Source organism: Pseudonocardia sp. Cha107L01, from assembly GCF_052566575.1.
Map to the genome: position 1 here is coordinate 910,015 of NZ_CP199579.1, position 14,210 is coordinate 924,224.

Here is a 14,210-nt window from a genome sequence, read left to right on the forward strand (position 1 = left end):
AGGAGTTCGCGGATGACGATGACCTCCTGGGAAGGGCCAATGAAGCGGGTCAGCGTGCGCAGTCGGGTCCTCGCGACCGGGATGCGGCTGACCCTCTATCGGGTTGCGGACCGGGATGGGCGGCAGGCGCTGCGCGGACTGGCCAGAATGCGCCGTCTCGCCGATCACATGGGCGTACTCGGCCCACGCGCATCCGTGACCCCGGTGAACATGGGCGGTGTGCCAGGCGAGCTGGTCCGGGCCCTGGGCGTCCCCGCAACCGGCCCAACGGTGCTGCACCTGCACGGCGGCGGGTTCATCCTCGGCTCCCCTCGATCGCACCGGGGGCTCGCGGCCCAGCTGTCGGCGTACGCGGGTGCCTCGGTCTGGCTGCCGCACTACCGGCTTGCCCCGGAACACCCGTTCCCCGCTGCCTTCGACGACGCGGTTAGTGCCTACCAGTGGCTGGTGTCCGAGGGCAGGGCCGACCGGGAAACACTGGTCGTGGCCGGTGACTCCGCGGGCGGCCAGCTCGCCACCGCCCTGACCGCTGCGCTCAGCACCACCGGCCAGCCGGCTGCGGCGGGACTGCTGTTGCTCTCCCCGTGGCTCGAACTCGACGTCGCCAAACTCGACGCCAGCATCAGGGACCCGATGCTACCCACGAGTTACGGGTACGCCTGCCGCAATGCCTACTTCGGCACCGGCGACCCCACCGACCCACGCCTCAACGTGCTCACCAGTGATGTCACCGCCTTCCCGCCGGTGCTGCTTCAGGTCGGCGGGACCGAGATACTCACCGGCTGCGCCCAACAGTTCACCACCACACTTCAGGCTGCCGGCGTGCCGGTCGAGCTGCAGATCTGGCCCGGACAGATCCACGTCTGGCAGGCCTTCAGCCCGTTGGTCCCGGAGGGAAAGCGCGCCCTTCAGATCGCAGCCCGGTTCATCAGCGCACGCACCTGAAACCGTGACCGGGGTGCGAGGGAAGGCCCGGCTGGCTCGGCTTCAGCGGCTACAACGACGTGGCTAGAACGGGGCCCACTCGCGGCGACTGCCCCCCGTTTGAACCGCATGAACGCGCTTACGGATCTCCTCGGCCACCGACTCGCTCTCGCGTGCTTTTCCGGCGAGCCAGAGCGTCATCGATAGCTCGCGATAGTCGGCCAGAGTCGGATACCCGGGCCAGGGCATGATGTCAAAGCCGTAGACCTCGACGAACGTCCGGTACTCCTGCTCGGTGTGCCAGCCGAACCGGTCGTAGAAGAGCGCCGTCTCGCCCAGTGACCCGGGGTCGCGGGCAATCCTGACGATCACCGGCTTCCGCAGCCGGAAAACGGCGTTCGAGCCGATCCGGATCAGGGTGGCTCCCTGTACGTCGAGATCGAGCTGCTCGCCGGCGACGGCCAGGATGGGCGGTCTCTTCGGTCAGGCTCACAGGCGGTGTCTTCCTCACGATGGTCTCGCCAAGCCCCGCCGAACGTACCCGTCCGGCAAGCGCTCTGCGTGGCAGTGGGGGTCTGTTGAGGAGTTCATCGACTCGGGACAGCAGCCGCATCACGGCGGTGGCCGGAGGCTGCCCGGTCGAGTTCTGGGCGTCCCGGCGCGTGCTACCTGCGTGCTGTAAGCGGTGGCCAACAGCGGTACACCACGGTCACCAGTGACCGGCATGCCCTACAGGTCAGGTGCCCTACGTCGGCTACCTGATCGAGTTCCCAAGCTGAGAACGCGGGTTCGATTCCCGTCATCCGCTCCACTAGCAAAAGCCCAGGTCAACCGGTGTCCACGCCGGACCTGGGCCTTCGTCTTCGAGCCCCGCTGATCGGCTGGGCCTCCTCGCGGCGTTCCGCCGGAAGATCGCCAACTTGTTCAGATCAGACCGGTGCTGACGTGGAGGGCACCGGTGCGGTTGTTGAAGCGGCGGATACCTATGCGGATGGCTCGTGAATCTGCTCGAGCATGGTCTGACGCCACAGCGCCGCGGCCAACCGCCGGTCCGGGACAGCTGTCGAGATCGTCTGGTCGGGCGACCGGACCTCGCCCTCGGCCTCGAGTAGTTCGCGGAACAGCTCGACAGCTCCGCGGGCCGCGGCCAGGGCCTCGCCGGACCGGCCGACCCCGGCCAGAGCCTCAGCGAGGGTGTCCAACGATGCCGCCAGATTGAGCAGGTGCGCGGGGCGGTCGAGCGCGGCCAACTTCTGGTGCAGCTCGACGGCTTCGTGAGCGGCGGGCACGGCTTCACGTGGGCGACGCGCTGTGCACAGGTAGACCGCGAGTGTGTTGACCGCCCCGGCCAGGTCAGGAAGGTGGGCCTCGCCTCTGAGTTCGATGAGTTCCCGGTGCAGTTCGACGGTTTCCCGGGCGGCGCCGAGCCCTTCGCGTGGCCGGCCCGCCTCAGCTAATCGCAGGGTGAGGTTGTTCATCGAAATGGCGAAGATGAGCAGGTGGGTGTCGCGGTCGATGCCGACCAGCTCCCGGTACAGATCCACTGCTTCCCGGGCCGCGGTCAGCGCCTCATTCGGACGGGCGGCCTCGGACAGGTCAACAGCGAGGTTGTTCACCGCACCCGCCAGATCAGGCAGGTGACGGTCGCGGTCCAGCGCGACCCACCTACGCAACGATGCGACGGTGCGCTGCGCGGTCAGCACCGGATCGTCGACGGCCTCATGCCCATCCACCAGGGTCACCGCCCATACCCCCAGCCGTAGCTCAGTGAGTGTCCATGCGGGGCGCGGCTGATCCACAGCGCTGGGGGAGCCGCGCCCCGCGCCGCCCACGTCCTGCCTGAAGCTGCGGGCGGCTCGCCAACCTCAACGAGGAGCCAACCCCCGGGTTTCTGCCGTGCCTCTCAGCCTGTGCACGATCCTCAGCATCAGCCGGACCACGACGGGCTCAGGGGCTTCCGGCGGCGGATTTGGCCCGGGGGGTACGAGGCGCCGAGGTGATCAGCGGCCGGAAGATCGTCGGATCAGCCAGACCCAGAAGGCGGACCAGGGCGCGCCGTACAAGCAGGTACCCGAGCAGACTGACGGCCGCGCCAAGCAGCAATCCGGTCAGGACGTCGACCGGGAAGGCGGCCGCAATGTAGATCCGGGCGAATGCCATCACCAGCGCGGCCAGCGCCGCCCACCAGCCGAGCGCCCGGTTGACCAGGCACATGGTGGCGGCCACCGCGCCGGCCAGCACCGCGTGATCGCTGGGGAACCCCGGCGCCAGGCTGTGCTGAGCCAGGATCAACAGGTCCGGATACAGCATGTAGGGACGCCGCTCGGCGAACATCGCGGTGATCGGTTGGTTGATCGCCAACGCCAGCAGCATGCCAACCGGAGTCCAGAGCGCGGCGGCCACCGCCGCCAGATCCGTTCGCCGCCGCGCCAGCCACCACCCCGCGAGCATCAACCCGGCGAACACCACCAAGCCACCCTCGGTGGCATAGGCCGCCATCAGCGGTTGCAGCCACGGCGTGGACCGGGCCAGCGCGTTGATGGTCAACAACAGTTCGACGTTGACATTCACGGCACGTCCTCATCCTCAACGTTGAGAGCAAGAGACCGGTCAACAACGGCACCGACGTTACCGCGCTTGGTGCCCCTGGGGCGAAAGGAGAGCGTGCTCGGTGCCCTGCGGGCCTGCCTGGTCATTACCGTGCGTGTTCGGGCCCGTAGTGGCGGCGTCGGCCCGAACAGTCGCCGAGGTCCTGACCTCGACGGATCCCCCTTGCCGCAGTTGACGCAACCGTAACGGGGCGTGGTTGCGGCGTTTGCTAGGTTGCCTGTCCTCTGAGTTGTCTGACTCAGGCTGGAGGCCACCATGAAGCGCCGTGTCACTGCTCTCGCCGGGCTCGCGCTCGTCGGACTGTTAGCCGGGTGCGCGCAGGACAAGCCCGTCGTCCCGGCGGGCCCGCCGCCGTTGGCGAAGTTCTCCTCGGCCGGGGAGTTGAGCACCGCGGTGCTGGAGCGGGTGACGGCCGACAAGACCGCGAAGATGACCCTCACCGGCGGGGTGGATGGTCAGCCCGACCAACAGTTCTACGGCGTCGGAGTGCTGCGCCAGGGTGAGGGCGGCACGTCGATGCAGTTCGCCGAGCAGGTCCAGCGCCCCGGCGCGGCCGCCTCGGAGGTCAGGCTGGTTGTCCAACCTGACGCGACCTACCTCAAACCCCCGGCCGATGCGGTGCTGCCGCCGCGTAAGTCCTGGCTGCAGCTGGGTCGGTACACCACCGATCCGTTCTACCGGCGGTTCATGCCGATGGCGGCCGCGTTGCGCGCTTACGCCGACCCACAGGCGTTCTTCGCGCAGTACGGCGGCGCGATCACGATCATCCGCTCCGCCGAGGAACCAGTCGACGGGACCCGAGCGGTGCGCTACGACCTGCGCGCCGACCCGGCCGGAGCGGGGGCCAACCGCACCAGGCCCGCGATCGAGCAAGCCGCACTGAACCCCACCACCGCTGAGAGCCTGACCAGCGTGAACTACACAATCTGGCTCGACGAGAGCAATCACCCGATACGGACCCTGGTCGACGAACCCGTCCCCGGCGTGCCAGGCCCGTACAGCCTGGACTCGCACTACACCCGTTGGGGAGATCCCGTCTACATCAGCGCGCCGGAGCCGCTCCAGGTCACCCAGCAGTAGCGGCACGATCGACCTCGGCTGTCCCGCATCAGTCCCGAAGGCCGTCCTGTCGATGGCGCGGCCGGGTGACGTAGCGGTCCGATGTTCCGCCAGGCGTTGCCCCGAAGAGCATCTCGTCGCTAGCGTCGCAGGCCCGATTCAGCTTCCCTGCGTGGCCGCTGCCTTCGAGCTAGGAGGACGACGATGGGGTTGGTGATCGGAGTCGACATCGGTGGCACGAAGGTCGCCGCCGCGGTGGTGGACGACGACGGAACCATGATCGACAAGATGCGCTGTGACACCCCCGCGAGCACCGCGGAGACGGTCAACGACGCCATCGCCGACCTGGTGTGGCAGCTGCGGGAGCGACACGAGGTCGAGGCGGTCGGGATGGGTGCGCCCGGCTTCGTCGCCGCGGACCGGTCCACCGTGCTGTTCACCCCGAACCTGCCCTGGCGCGCCGAGCCGCTCGGTGCGTCGATGACCGAGCGGCTCGAGCTGCCGGTGGTGGTGGAGAACGACGCCAACTGCGCGGCCTGGGCGGAGGTCCGATACGGCGCCGCGCGCGGTGAGCGCAACGTCGTGGTGCTCACCATCGGCACCGGCATCGGCGGCGGCATCATCATCGGCGGCCGGCTGCTCCGCGGCCAGTTCGGCATCACCGCCGAGATCGGCCACATGAACGTGGTGATCGAGGGCGGACTGCGCTGCGGCTGTGGCAACCGGGGCTGCTGGGAGCAGTACGGCAGCGGTAGCGCGCTGGTCCGGGACGCCCAGGACTTCGCCCGCATCTCCCCTTCCCTGGCCCGGCGCATGCTCGACCTGGCCGACGGCGACCCGGACAAGATCACCGGCCCGGTGGTCACCCGGGCCGCCCGCGAGAACGACCCGGCCGCGGTGGAGATCTTCCGGGAGGTGGCCCAGTCGATCGGGTCCGGCATGGCCGGCCTGGCCGCGATCCTGGACCCGGCGGTGTTCGTCATCGGCGGCGGTGTTGCCGATGCCGGCGAACTGCTGCGCGACCCCGTCGAGTTGGCGTACCTGGAACGGCTCACCGGTCGGGGGCAGCGCCCGAACTCCAGGGTGGTGCTCGCTCAACTTCGGGGCGACGCCGGCATCGTCGGAGCCGCGGACCTCGCACGCTCAACCCACTGAAGCGCCATGTCCACCTGGCGCATTCGGCCGGGTCAGCTCGCACCCATTCCCTTCAGCAGGGTGCCGACGGCGAGGTCCGCGGCCTGCCCGGGGTCGCAGTCGGGGAACTGCAGCGCGAGCAGGCCGACAATCTCGTGGAGCAGGGCGACGGCCATCCCTTCGGGCAGGTCGGACCGGATGAGTCCCTCGTCCATGGCCCGCCGCATGAAAACGGCAATCCGGGCACGCTGTTCGAGCATTCGGGAATAGGACTCGGCGCTGCCGCGCATCTGCTCCGGGTCGATCGGGTAGCGGCGAACGACCGCGATAATGCCTTCCACGAACCGGTGCAGAGCCACAGCGACCGGCGCCCTGTCCAGCCGGGCGTCGCTGATTACCGCGTCGATCGCCCCAAGTTTGGCGTCGATCACGCTATCTTCCAGCGCTTCTCGACTTGCGAATCGGCGGTGAACCAGACGCCGGCTGACTCCGGCCTCAGCCGCAATAGCGGTAACGCTCGTGCTGGAATCCTCAGCCAGGAGCCGGGCACCTGTCTGAAGGATCGCGTCAAGATTCCGTGCCGCATCAACGCGCATAACTCAAAATCTACTCCATGTCGGACTTCCGGCGTATTGAGTGATGCCTAAATCCCTCAGGAGGATCTAAGAGAAACAGTTCCATGGTTCCAGCTACCACCCGAATGGGGGCCAAAACATTAGAGGAAGGTAAGGGGATGGCAAAGCGCACCTGAGCGAACCCCGAGGACGCCGGCGCCTCTTGGCTGCCGCGCCTGGCCTCGCCACGCTCGGCGAACGCGCCGTCCAGCCCGCGCCGCGCCTGCCAGCGGCTCCGCACTCACAACCCCGGGTCCGCCCCATTGCCGATCGACCTCCTGATCAACCTTCGCCTGAACTGCGGATACACGCCGACTGAACGGTTGTGATCCAGCTCCTACTTCCACCGCGGGGCGACCCCCTAGAATTTGCCTCGATGTCTCGCTTCCCCTATAGCACCTTGGTGCCACTGCTGACAGCTTCCCTCGCAGTCATACCGGTCGCGGCATTGGTGGCCGCAACAGCGGTCTCGACAATTAAACCGGTTATCGGGCGCGATTTTCCCGACCCCGCGGTGCTCGCGGTCGACGACAATTATTTCGCCTATTCGACAGCGAGCGGCTACGGGCATCAGTTCTGGCACGTGCCGGTCCAGCGCGCTTCCGACCTGAGCGGCGACTGGACCGTGGTCGGGGATGCCCTGCCGGTGCTGCCGCCCTGGTCCGCCAGGGACTCCCACGGCAACGCGAACGTGACGGCGCCCGAGGTGGCCCCCCGGAAGGGCGGTGGCTACATCCTGTACTTCGTCGCACAGGGCGGCCCGAAGAACGTGCAATGTGTCGGCGCCGCCCTGGCCAGCTCGCCGACCGGGCCCTTCCAACCGACGCCCAGCCCGCTGGTCTGCCAGCCGGGCTACGTCGACAGCATCGACCCGCAGGCATTCACCGACAGCGACGGCAAGCGGTACCTGCTCTATGCCAGCGGTCAGACCCGCACCACGATCTGGCTCCAGCAGGTGACCCCCGACGGGCTCGGCCTTGTCGGCGACCGCCGGGCACTGATCCAGGCGGACCGGCCGGACGAGGCCAACATCGTGGAGGCTCCGTCGCTGGTCAAGCACGGCTCCGAGTACGTGCTGTTCTATTCCGGGGACACGTTCAACAGCGGCGGCTACTTCGTCAACTACGCAATCTCGCCCGCACTTGCCGGCCCCTTCAAGAAGCACGACGGCCAGCTCGTCAACCGCGACTCGATGGGCGGTTCGTACCCCAACCCCGGCGGGGAGTGCGTAGTGGTCGGAAAGAAACACGACGCCCTTGTCTTCCACGCATCCGCCGGTCCGCACCGGCGCGCCATGTTCGTGGCCGGGCTGAGCTGGAGTCCCCTCGGCCGCCCGACCGTTGACCTGGACAACGGGCTGACCAGCCGATACTCCGACCTGGCGGCCGGCCGTCCGGACTGACCGGGATCCCGGGCTGCCGCGGTGATGCTCCACGTGAAACGCTCCACGTGAAACATGCCCCGAAATCCGACTGCGCCCCGACCGCCGGATCGGTAGCTTCGGCGACCGGCTCGAAGGGGGACGATCTCGTGGCTGGAAAGCTCGAAGGCAAGGTTGCGCTGATCACCGGGGCGGCGCGCGGGCAGGGCCGCAGCCACGCGGTGCGGCTCGCCCAGGAGGGCGCGGACATCATCGCGGTGGACATCTGCCGCCAGCTCGATGCGGTCAGCTACCCGATGGCCACCAAGGAGGACCTGGCAGAAACGGTGACCGAGGTCGAGGCGCTGGACCGGCGGATCGTGGCCACCGAGGCGGACGTGCGGGACGTGGCCGCGCTGAAAGCCGTGGTCGCGGACAGCGTCGCCCAGCTCGGCGGCGTCGACATCGTGCTGGCCAACGCCGGGATCGCCGTGTTCGACCCCGCCCTCCCCGACGCCACCGCGTTCCGCGAGGTGGTCGAGGTGAACCTGTTCGGGGTGTGGAACACGGTGCACGCCGCCACGCCGACGATGATCGAGCAGGGCCGGGGCGGCTCGATCGTGCTGACCGCGTCGGTGATGGGACTGACCGGGCGCGGCGGCAGCGGCAACGCCGGCGCGGACGGCTACGTCGCGAGCAAGCACGCACTGGTCGGGCTCACCCGGACCTGGGCGAACTGGCTCGCCAAGCACAACATCCGGGTCAACTCGGTACACCCGACCGGGGTGAACACCCCGATGATCGTCAACGACGTGATGCAGGAGGCGCTCGCGTCGCTGCCGCCCGGCGGCCCCGACCTGGGCAACCTGCTGGACGTCCCCATGGTCGAGTCCGTGGACGTCAGCAACGCCATCGCCTGGCTGGTCTCCGACGAGGCCCGCTACGTGACCGGGGTGGCACTGCCGGTGGACGCCGGGTTCCTCGCCAAGTAGCGCCCGTTTCCGGCCCTCCCCCAACCCTGCCGGGCAGGTTCAGCGGAGCAGGTCCAGCCCCCCGACGAGACCGGCCAGGTAGGCCCGGGCCAGCTCACCGACCACCGCGTCCGGCGGGGCGAACCTCGCGTTGTGCAGGCCGGGTGCACCGGGGGTGCCGTCGTCCACCCCGACGAACAGCATCACCGACGGCATCGCCTCGCTGTAGTGCGCGAAGTCGTCCGAGCCGCAGGACCGGAACTCCTCGTCCGCGGTCAGCCCCAGCCCGGAGAGGGTGGGCAGGATCGCCGACGACAGCCGAGGGTCGTTGCGCAGCGCCGGCTCGTTCTCCTCCAGCTCCAGCGTCCCGGTGCAGCCGTACGCGGCCGCCGTGTGCACCACCACCTCGCTCGCCGCCTCGCACAGCCGTTTGCGGTCGGCGGGGTCCAGCGCACGGATCGTGCCGTACGCCCGCGCCACCGGCGGGATCACGTTGGTCGCGGTGCCGGCGTCCAACCGGCCGATGGTCAGCACCGCCGAGTCCAGCGGATCCACCCGCCGGGAGATCAGATGGTGCAGCGACACGACGGTCTGGGACAGCGCCAGCACCACGTCGTCGGATCGGTGCGGGTACGCGGCGTGCCCGCCCCGGCCCTTGACGGTGATCGTCAGCTCGTCGCAGGAGGCGTTGACCGCCCCGGCGCGGCCGCTCACCACGCCGCGTGGCAGCACCGGCTGGACGTGCACACCGACCACCGCGCGCACCTCGTGCGCGGTGAACGCCGGGTCGGCGAGCACATCGCCTGCCCCGGTCGGGGACGCCTCCTCCCTCGGCTGCAGCAGCACCAGCAGGCCGTGCGGCAACAGTTCCGGCCGCCGCACCGCGACCCGGCGCACCGCCCTGGCCATCGCGACCAGCGCCGCGCAGTGCAGGTCGTGCCCGCAGGCGTGCATCACCCCGGAGTTGGACGCGAACGGCAGCCCGGTCTGCTCGAGCAGCGGCAGCGCGTCCAGCTCGGCCCGCAGCGCCACCGACGGACCGGTGGCCGGGCCGAGCCGCATCAGCCGACCGGTGCCGGCCACCCGTACCGGCGCATCCGCCGCCCAGCCCAGCTCGGCCGGCAAGCGCACGCCGTCCAGTTCGCCGGTCGGGCCGACCGCGGCGCACACGGCGTCGGCGGTGTCGTCCTCCTGCCCGGACAGCCGGGGGTTGAGGTGCAGCTGCTGCCGCAGCGCGATCGCGCCGGGCAGCTCGGCCGGCAGCTCGGCGGCCACCAATGCGGCCAGCTCGCCGAGCGGCACGCCGCCACCAGGCACGCCGCCGCCGGACACGCCGCCGGTCACGCCGCCACCGGCAGTCGGTAGAGGCCGGCGGAGTTGTGCTCGGCGATCATCGCGGCGATCCGGTGGACGTCCGGCTCGGCGGCCTCGCCGTCCCGCGCCCACCCGCCCAGGACCTGGTGCACCGCCCGGCGGAACGCGTTCGCCGCGACCAGGTACAGCTCGGGCAGCCCGAACGCGTCGGAGGAGTAGAGCACCTTGCCGAACGGCGCCAGCTCCAGCACCTCGGCGAGCAGCTCGGCGGCCCGGTGTCCGACGTAGGTCGAGGCCAGGCCGACGTCGAGGTACACGTGCTGGAAGGAGTGCGCCAGCCAGGCCGCTTCCCGGTGGTACGGGTAGCAGTGCAGCAGCACGATCGGCGTCCCGGTGCCCTCGGTGGCTCGGCAGAAGCCGGCGAGCAGCGCGGGGTTGGCCCGGTGCAGATCTTCCTCCGGGTCGCCGAACCCGGTGTGCAGCTGCACCGGCAGGCCGGCGTCCACCCCGCACCACAGCGCGTGCCGCAGCAGCACCGGATCGGCGATCCGCCCGGCCGCCGGCTCCCGCTCACGCAGCAGCAACCAGCGGTCGGTGGCCACCGCGACCTCGGCCGACGAGGGCCGCGTCGGGTCCACGTCGAAGCCGTACCGGTAGGCCAGGATCGACTTGCAGCCGACCACCGACTCCGCCGAGGTGCGCCGGGCCACCTCCTCGGCCAGCGCGGCGGGGTAGTCCTGGGCGCCGACCCCGGTGTCGGCCAGCGCCTCGGCGACCGCCTCCAGCCGGACCACCTCGCCCACCGGGGCACCGGCCGCCGACGCCAGCTCGTCCAGTCCGAGCAGGTCGTCGCCGCGGTACCCGTGATCGACCAGCAGCCGGGCGGTGCCGGACGCGGCGAACAGCCGGCGGTTCACCTCGGTCACGCCGAGCTCCGAGCGGCGGGCGAGGTACTCGGCGGCCGGGGCGTGCACCGCGAGGTCCAGCACCGGGGCGCACTCCCGGCGCACCGAGAGGCCGACCGCCGAGTCGAAGGGGTCGGCCCCCGGCGCCGGCGCGGGCGCCTCGGTGAGCAGCGCGCCGAACCGCTCCGGGTCCAGCGCGGCACCCAGCACACTGTGGCAGTGGTGGTCGACCAGCCGCAGCTCACCGACCCAGTCGGGCCACGCCGACACCATCAGTGCCGCCACCGGGTCACCGCGACGACCTCCTCCGGGCTGGCGTCGGCGAACTTCTCGATCTCGGCGTGCCGCACCGCGAGGATCGTCTCGGTGAGCTCCGGGCCGAACGTCTCGGTGAGCACCTTGTCGGCGGCGAACGCGTCCACCGCGGCGGCGAGGCGCTCCGGCAGCCGGGCGATGTTCCGCGCGGTGCGCTGTTCGTCGGACAGGCTCGCCGGGTCGCCGTGCACCGGGTCCGGCAGGGTGGTCCGCTGCTCCAGCCCGGACAGCCCGCTGGCCAGCAGGGCGGCCATCAGCAGGTACGGGTTGGCGCTCTGGTCCACGCACTTGACCTCGAAGTTCGCCGCCCGGGTCTGCTCGCCGACCGACCCGGTGACCAGGCGCACGGCGGCCTCCCGGTTCTCCAGTCCCCAGCAGCCGTACGCGCCGGCCCAGTGCGAGGGCAGCAGCCGCAGGTAGCTGGCCACGCTCGGCGCACCGACCGCGAGCAGCGCCGGCAGGCGCTCCACGATGCCGGCCATGAACGACTCGGCGTCCGTGGTCAGCCCGAACCGCCCCTCGCCCCCGCTGAACAGCGGCTGCCCGTTGCGGGCCAGCGACAGGTGCACGTGCCCGCCGTTGCCGACCCCGCCGGCCTGCACGCTCGGCGAGAAGGACACCGCCAACCCGCGCCGCGCGGCCACCGCCCGGATCGTGGAGCGGACCAGCACCGCGGTGTCGGCGGCGGCCACCGGCGACTCCGGCGCTACGGAGAGCTCCAGCTGCCCCGGCGCGTACTCCGGGTGGAACTGCTGCACCGCGACACCCTGCGCGGACAGCGTGCGGAGCAGCTCGACGGCAAAGTCGGATACCTCGATCACCCGGTTCATCCCGTACGCCGGGCCGATGCCGAACGGCTCCGGGTCGCTGTCCGCCGGGCCGCGGAAGAGCACCCACTCGACCTCGAACGCGGCCTTGGCGGTGATGCCGGACTCGGCGAGGCGGTCCACGACCCGGGATGCGAGCAGCCGGCTGCAGCCCGGGTGCGGCTTGCCGTCCTGGGTGTAGCGGTCCGCCGGCGCCCAGGCCCAGCCCGGCTGCGCGGACAGCGGCACCACCCGGCTCAGATCCGGCAGCAGCCGCAGGTCACCACTCGGGTTGGCCACCGAGGTGTCCGCGATGGAGTCGTCGAGCAGGAAGGCGTCGAACACCGGGGTGGCGCCGACCCCCCAGCCCGAGATCCGGTCGAACACCGAGACCGGTACGCCCTTGACCCGGCAGATCCCGCTGGTGTCCACGAAGGTCACCGCCACGGCCGCGACATCCCGCGAAGCCAGCCATTCCGCCTGCCGACGGCCCTTGGCGACCCGTTCCGCGCGCTCCTGCTCGTCCATCTACCTGTCCCCTCGCACCCGGAGCCTTGCCCGGACATTGATTCGGAAACATACTTTGAAGATCGTGCTGTAGAGATCAGTCGCGTCACTCGGTCGGGGGTTGGGCCGAACCTAGGAGGTCACCATGACCGCTGCCGATCCGACCCCCGCCAAGGAGCCTACGACCGGCCCGCAATCCGCTCCCGGGACCCGGCCCGCACTGCGCCGGAGCCTCTCGGTCTGGCAGGCGGTCGGCCTGTCGATCGCCCTGATGGCGCCGAGCATGGCGGCCAACATCAACCCGCAGGGAACCGCGACGTCGGTCGGCCGGGCGGTGCCGCTGGCGTTCCTGCTCGCCACCATCGGCGTCCTGCTGGTGGCCTACGTGTTCGTCCGGCTGTGCCAGCGGTTCAACCACGCCGGCTCCGTCTACGCATTTGTCGCGGCCACCCTGGGCGCCCGCGCCGGTACCGTGGCCGGCTGGTCGCTGATGGGCACCTACTGCTTCTACGGCGTCGTCACCTCGACCGCCGCCGGCATCTTCGGCACCTCGTTCCTGCAGACGTCGGGTGTGTGGCCGGACCCGCCGGACTGGGCGCCGTTCCTGATCAGCTGCCTGGCACTGGTGCTGGTCTGGCTGCTGACGGTGATCCCGGTGCGCGGCGGCACCCGGGTGCTGCTGTCCGTGGAGGGCATCACCGTCGCGCTGATCCTGGTCGTGTCGGTGGTGGTGCTGGTGCACCTGGTCAACGGCACCGCGCCCGGCGGCCTGCGGCCCACCTGGAACGTGTTCAGGGTGGCACCGGGCAGCGACAGCTCCACGGTGTTCCTCGGCGTGGTGTTCGGCTTCCTGTCCTTCGCCGGCTTCGAGGCGGCCGCGACCCTCGGCGAGGAGGCCAGGCACCCGCGCAAGGACATCCCCCGGGCGATCCTGGGCACCGCGATCTTCGGCGGCGCCTACTTCGTGTTCGTCACCGCCGTGGATGTCATGGGGTTCGGCACCGACGCCGCCGGGGTGGATGCGTTCACCAAGTCCAGCTCGCTGCTCGGTGACCTGGGGACGCGGTACGTCGGCGCCTGGGTGGGCGACCTGATCTCGCTCGGCGCGGCGATCAGCGCGTTCGGCTGCGCGCTGGCCTGCGCGGTCGGCGGGTCCCGGCTGCTGTTCGCGCTGAGCCGGGACGCGGCCGGCGAGCGCGGGCTCGGGCGGGTCACCAAGGCCGGTACACCGGCGGCCGCCGCGGTAGTCGTGGTGCTGGCGATGTACCTGATCGTCGCGGTGTTCGCGCTGGGCGCCGGCTCCTCGGCGATGGACGTGTTCCTGGCCAGCGGCACGATCGGCACGCTGATCCTGCTGGTCGTGTACCTGGTGACCACGATCGGCGCCATCCGGCTGCTGTTCTTCACCGCGCCCCGCACGGTGCCGATGTACGAGATCGCGGTGCCGCTGCTCGCGCTGGTCGTGCTCGGCTACACCCTGTTCCGCAACGTGGTGCCCTACCCGACGGGGACCAGCGCCTCGTACCCGCTGGTGGCCGGCGGCTGGATCGTGCTGGGCATCGTCGCGGTGTTGCTGGTGCCCAGGCTGTCCCGGTTCGCGCTGCGCGAGGACCTCACGGCGCCGACCGCTGTGCCGGCCCGGCGGTAGCGTGCGGCGGCCTGTTACCGAGCTGCACACCAGGCAGGTTTTT

The 14,210-nt window shown here is 70.5% G+C and carries 13 protein-coding genes; 6 read left to right on the top strand and 7 right to left on the bottom strand.

Translation table 11 applies throughout. The features are described 5' to 3' along the window. Nucleotides 1-12 precede the first annotated feature (12 nt). Complete coding sequence (locus ACTXG6_RS04315) at nt 13-945, top strand: alpha/beta hydrolase (RefSeq protein ID WP_445186459.1); 933 nt, start codon at nt 13-15, stop codon at nt 943-945. Between the two features lie 63 nt (nt 946-1,008). Here ACTXG6_RS04315 and ACTXG6_RS04320 read toward each other — a convergent pair whose 3' ends face one another. The 3 genes from ACTXG6_RS04320 to ACTXG6_RS04330 form a co-directional block, all read right to left on the bottom strand. Next, nucleotides 1,009-1,296: a hypothetical protein gene (locus ACTXG6_RS04320; RefSeq protein ID WP_445186460.1), complete on the bottom strand. Its 288-nt coding sequence runs from the start codon at nt 1,294-1,296 to the stop codon at nt 1,009-1,011. A gap of 611 nt (nt 1,297-1,907) precedes the next feature. Further along, nucleotides 1,908-2,756: a tetratricopeptide repeat protein gene (locus ACTXG6_RS04325; protein WP_445186461.1), complete on the bottom strand. Its 849-nt coding sequence runs from the start codon at nt 2,754-2,756 to the stop codon at nt 1,908-1,910. Nucleotides 2,757-2,871: 115 nt separating this feature from the next. Then, nucleotides 2,872-3,495: a phosphatase PAP2 family protein gene (locus ACTXG6_RS04330; RefSeq protein WP_445186462.1), complete on the bottom strand. Its 624-nt coding sequence runs from the start codon at nt 3,493-3,495 to the stop codon at nt 2,872-2,874. A gap of 294 nt (nt 3,496-3,789) precedes the next feature. Here ACTXG6_RS04330 and ACTXG6_RS04335 point away from each other — a divergent pair, with 294 nt between their 5' ends. Together ACTXG6_RS04335 and ACTXG6_RS04340 are read left to right on the top strand one after the other, a co-directional pair. Further along, nucleotides 3,790-4,614 carry a hypothetical protein gene (locus ACTXG6_RS04335; RefSeq protein ID WP_445186463.1) on the top strand — a complete coding sequence of 275 codons (825 nt, stop codon included), beginning with the start codon at nt 3,790-3,792 and terminating at the stop codon, nt 4,612-4,614. A gap of 183 nt (nt 4,615-4,797) precedes the next feature. Next, entirely contained in the window at nt 4,798-5,748 is a 951-nt protein-coding gene (locus tag ACTXG6_RS04340) for an ROK family glucokinase (RefSeq protein ID WP_445186464.1), read from the top strand. A 32-nt stretch (nt 5,749-5,780) separates the two neighbouring features. Here the strand turns inward: ACTXG6_RS04340 and ACTXG6_RS04345 are convergent, their stop codons facing one another. Further along, on the bottom strand, nt 5,781-6,323 hold the full coding sequence (locus ACTXG6_RS04345; protein WP_445186465.1) for a TetR/AcrR family transcriptional regulator: 543 nt from the start codon (nt 6,321-6,323) through the stop codon (nt 5,781-5,783). A 469-nt stretch (nt 6,324-6,792) separates the two neighbouring features. On the opposite strand from ACTXG6_RS04345, the gene ACTXG6_RS04350 reads away from it, so the two are divergent. Beyond that, nucleotides 6,793-7,743: a glycoside hydrolase family 43 protein gene (locus ACTXG6_RS04350; RefSeq protein ID WP_445186466.1), complete on the top strand. Its 951-nt coding sequence runs from the start codon at nt 6,793-6,795 to the stop codon at nt 7,741-7,743. 128 nt (nt 7,744-7,871) lie between these two features. Then, complete coding sequence (locus ACTXG6_RS04355; protein WP_445186467.1) at nt 7,872-8,693, top strand: mycofactocin-coupled SDR family oxidoreductase; 822 nt, start codon at nt 7,872-7,874, stop codon at nt 8,691-8,693. 39 nt (nt 8,694-8,732) lie between these two features. On the opposite strand, the gene ACTXG6_RS04360 is transcribed toward ACTXG6_RS04355, so the two are convergent. The 3 genes from ACTXG6_RS04360 to ACTXG6_RS04370 are packed head-to-tail and all read right to left on the bottom strand — an operon-like array spanning nt 8,733 to nt 12,540. After that, on the bottom strand, nt 8,733-10,016 hold the full coding sequence (locus ACTXG6_RS04360) for a M20 metallopeptidase family protein (protein WP_445186468.1): 1,284 nt from the start codon (nt 10,014-10,016) through the stop codon (nt 8,733-8,735). Beyond that, the gene (locus ACTXG6_RS04365) at nt 10,013-11,176 is read right to left on the bottom strand and encodes an amidohydrolase family protein (protein WP_445186469.1); all 1,164 of its coding nucleotides are present in this window, start codon (nt 11,174-11,176) and stop codon (nt 10,013-10,015) included. Before ACTXG6_RS04365 ends, ACTXG6_RS04360 begins: the two co-directional genes overlap by 4 nt. Beyond that, nucleotides 11,164-12,540, bottom strand: a complete 1,377-nt coding sequence (locus ACTXG6_RS04370; RefSeq protein ID WP_445186470.1) for a glutamine synthetase — start codon at nt 12,538-12,540, stop codon at nt 11,164-11,166. Before ACTXG6_RS04370 ends, ACTXG6_RS04365 begins: the two co-directional genes overlap by 13 nt. A 124-nt stretch (nt 12,541-12,664) precedes the next feature. Between ACTXG6_RS04370 and ACTXG6_RS04375 the strand changes: the two genes are divergently transcribed. Continuing rightward, nucleotides 12,665-14,167 (top strand): APC family permease, encoded by a 1,503-nt coding sequence (locus ACTXG6_RS04375; RefSeq protein WP_445186471.1) that lies wholly within the window; start codon nt 12,665-12,667, stop codon nt 14,165-14,167. Nucleotides 14,168-14,210: the final 43 nt, after the last annotated feature.

Excerpts from the sequence above, each read along its gene's own strand:
- ACTXG6_RS04340 (WP_445186464.1), top strand. The coding sequence starts at position 4,798 with ATGGGGTTGGTGATCGGAGTCGACATCGGTGGCACGAAGGTCGCCGCC.
- ACTXG6_RS04375 (WP_445186471.1), top strand. The coding sequence starts at position 12,665 with ATGACCGCTGCCGATCCGACCCCCGCCAAGGAGCCTACGACCGGCCCG.
- ACTXG6_RS04315 (WP_445186459.1), top strand. The coding sequence starts at position 13 with ATGACGATGACCTCCTGGGAAGGGCCAATGAAGCGGGTCAGCGTGCGC.
- ACTXG6_RS04345 (WP_445186465.1), bottom strand. The coding sequence starts at position 6,323 with ATGCGCGTTGATGCGGCACGGAATCTTGACGCGATCCTTCAGACAGGT.
- ACTXG6_RS04335 (WP_445186463.1), top strand. The coding sequence starts at position 3,790 with ATGAAGCGCCGTGTCACTGCTCTCGCCGGGCTCGCGCTCGTCGGACTG.
- ACTXG6_RS04370 (WP_445186470.1), bottom strand. The coding sequence starts at position 12,540 with ATGGACGAGCAGGAGCGCGCGGAACGGGTCGCCAAGGGCCGTCGGCAG.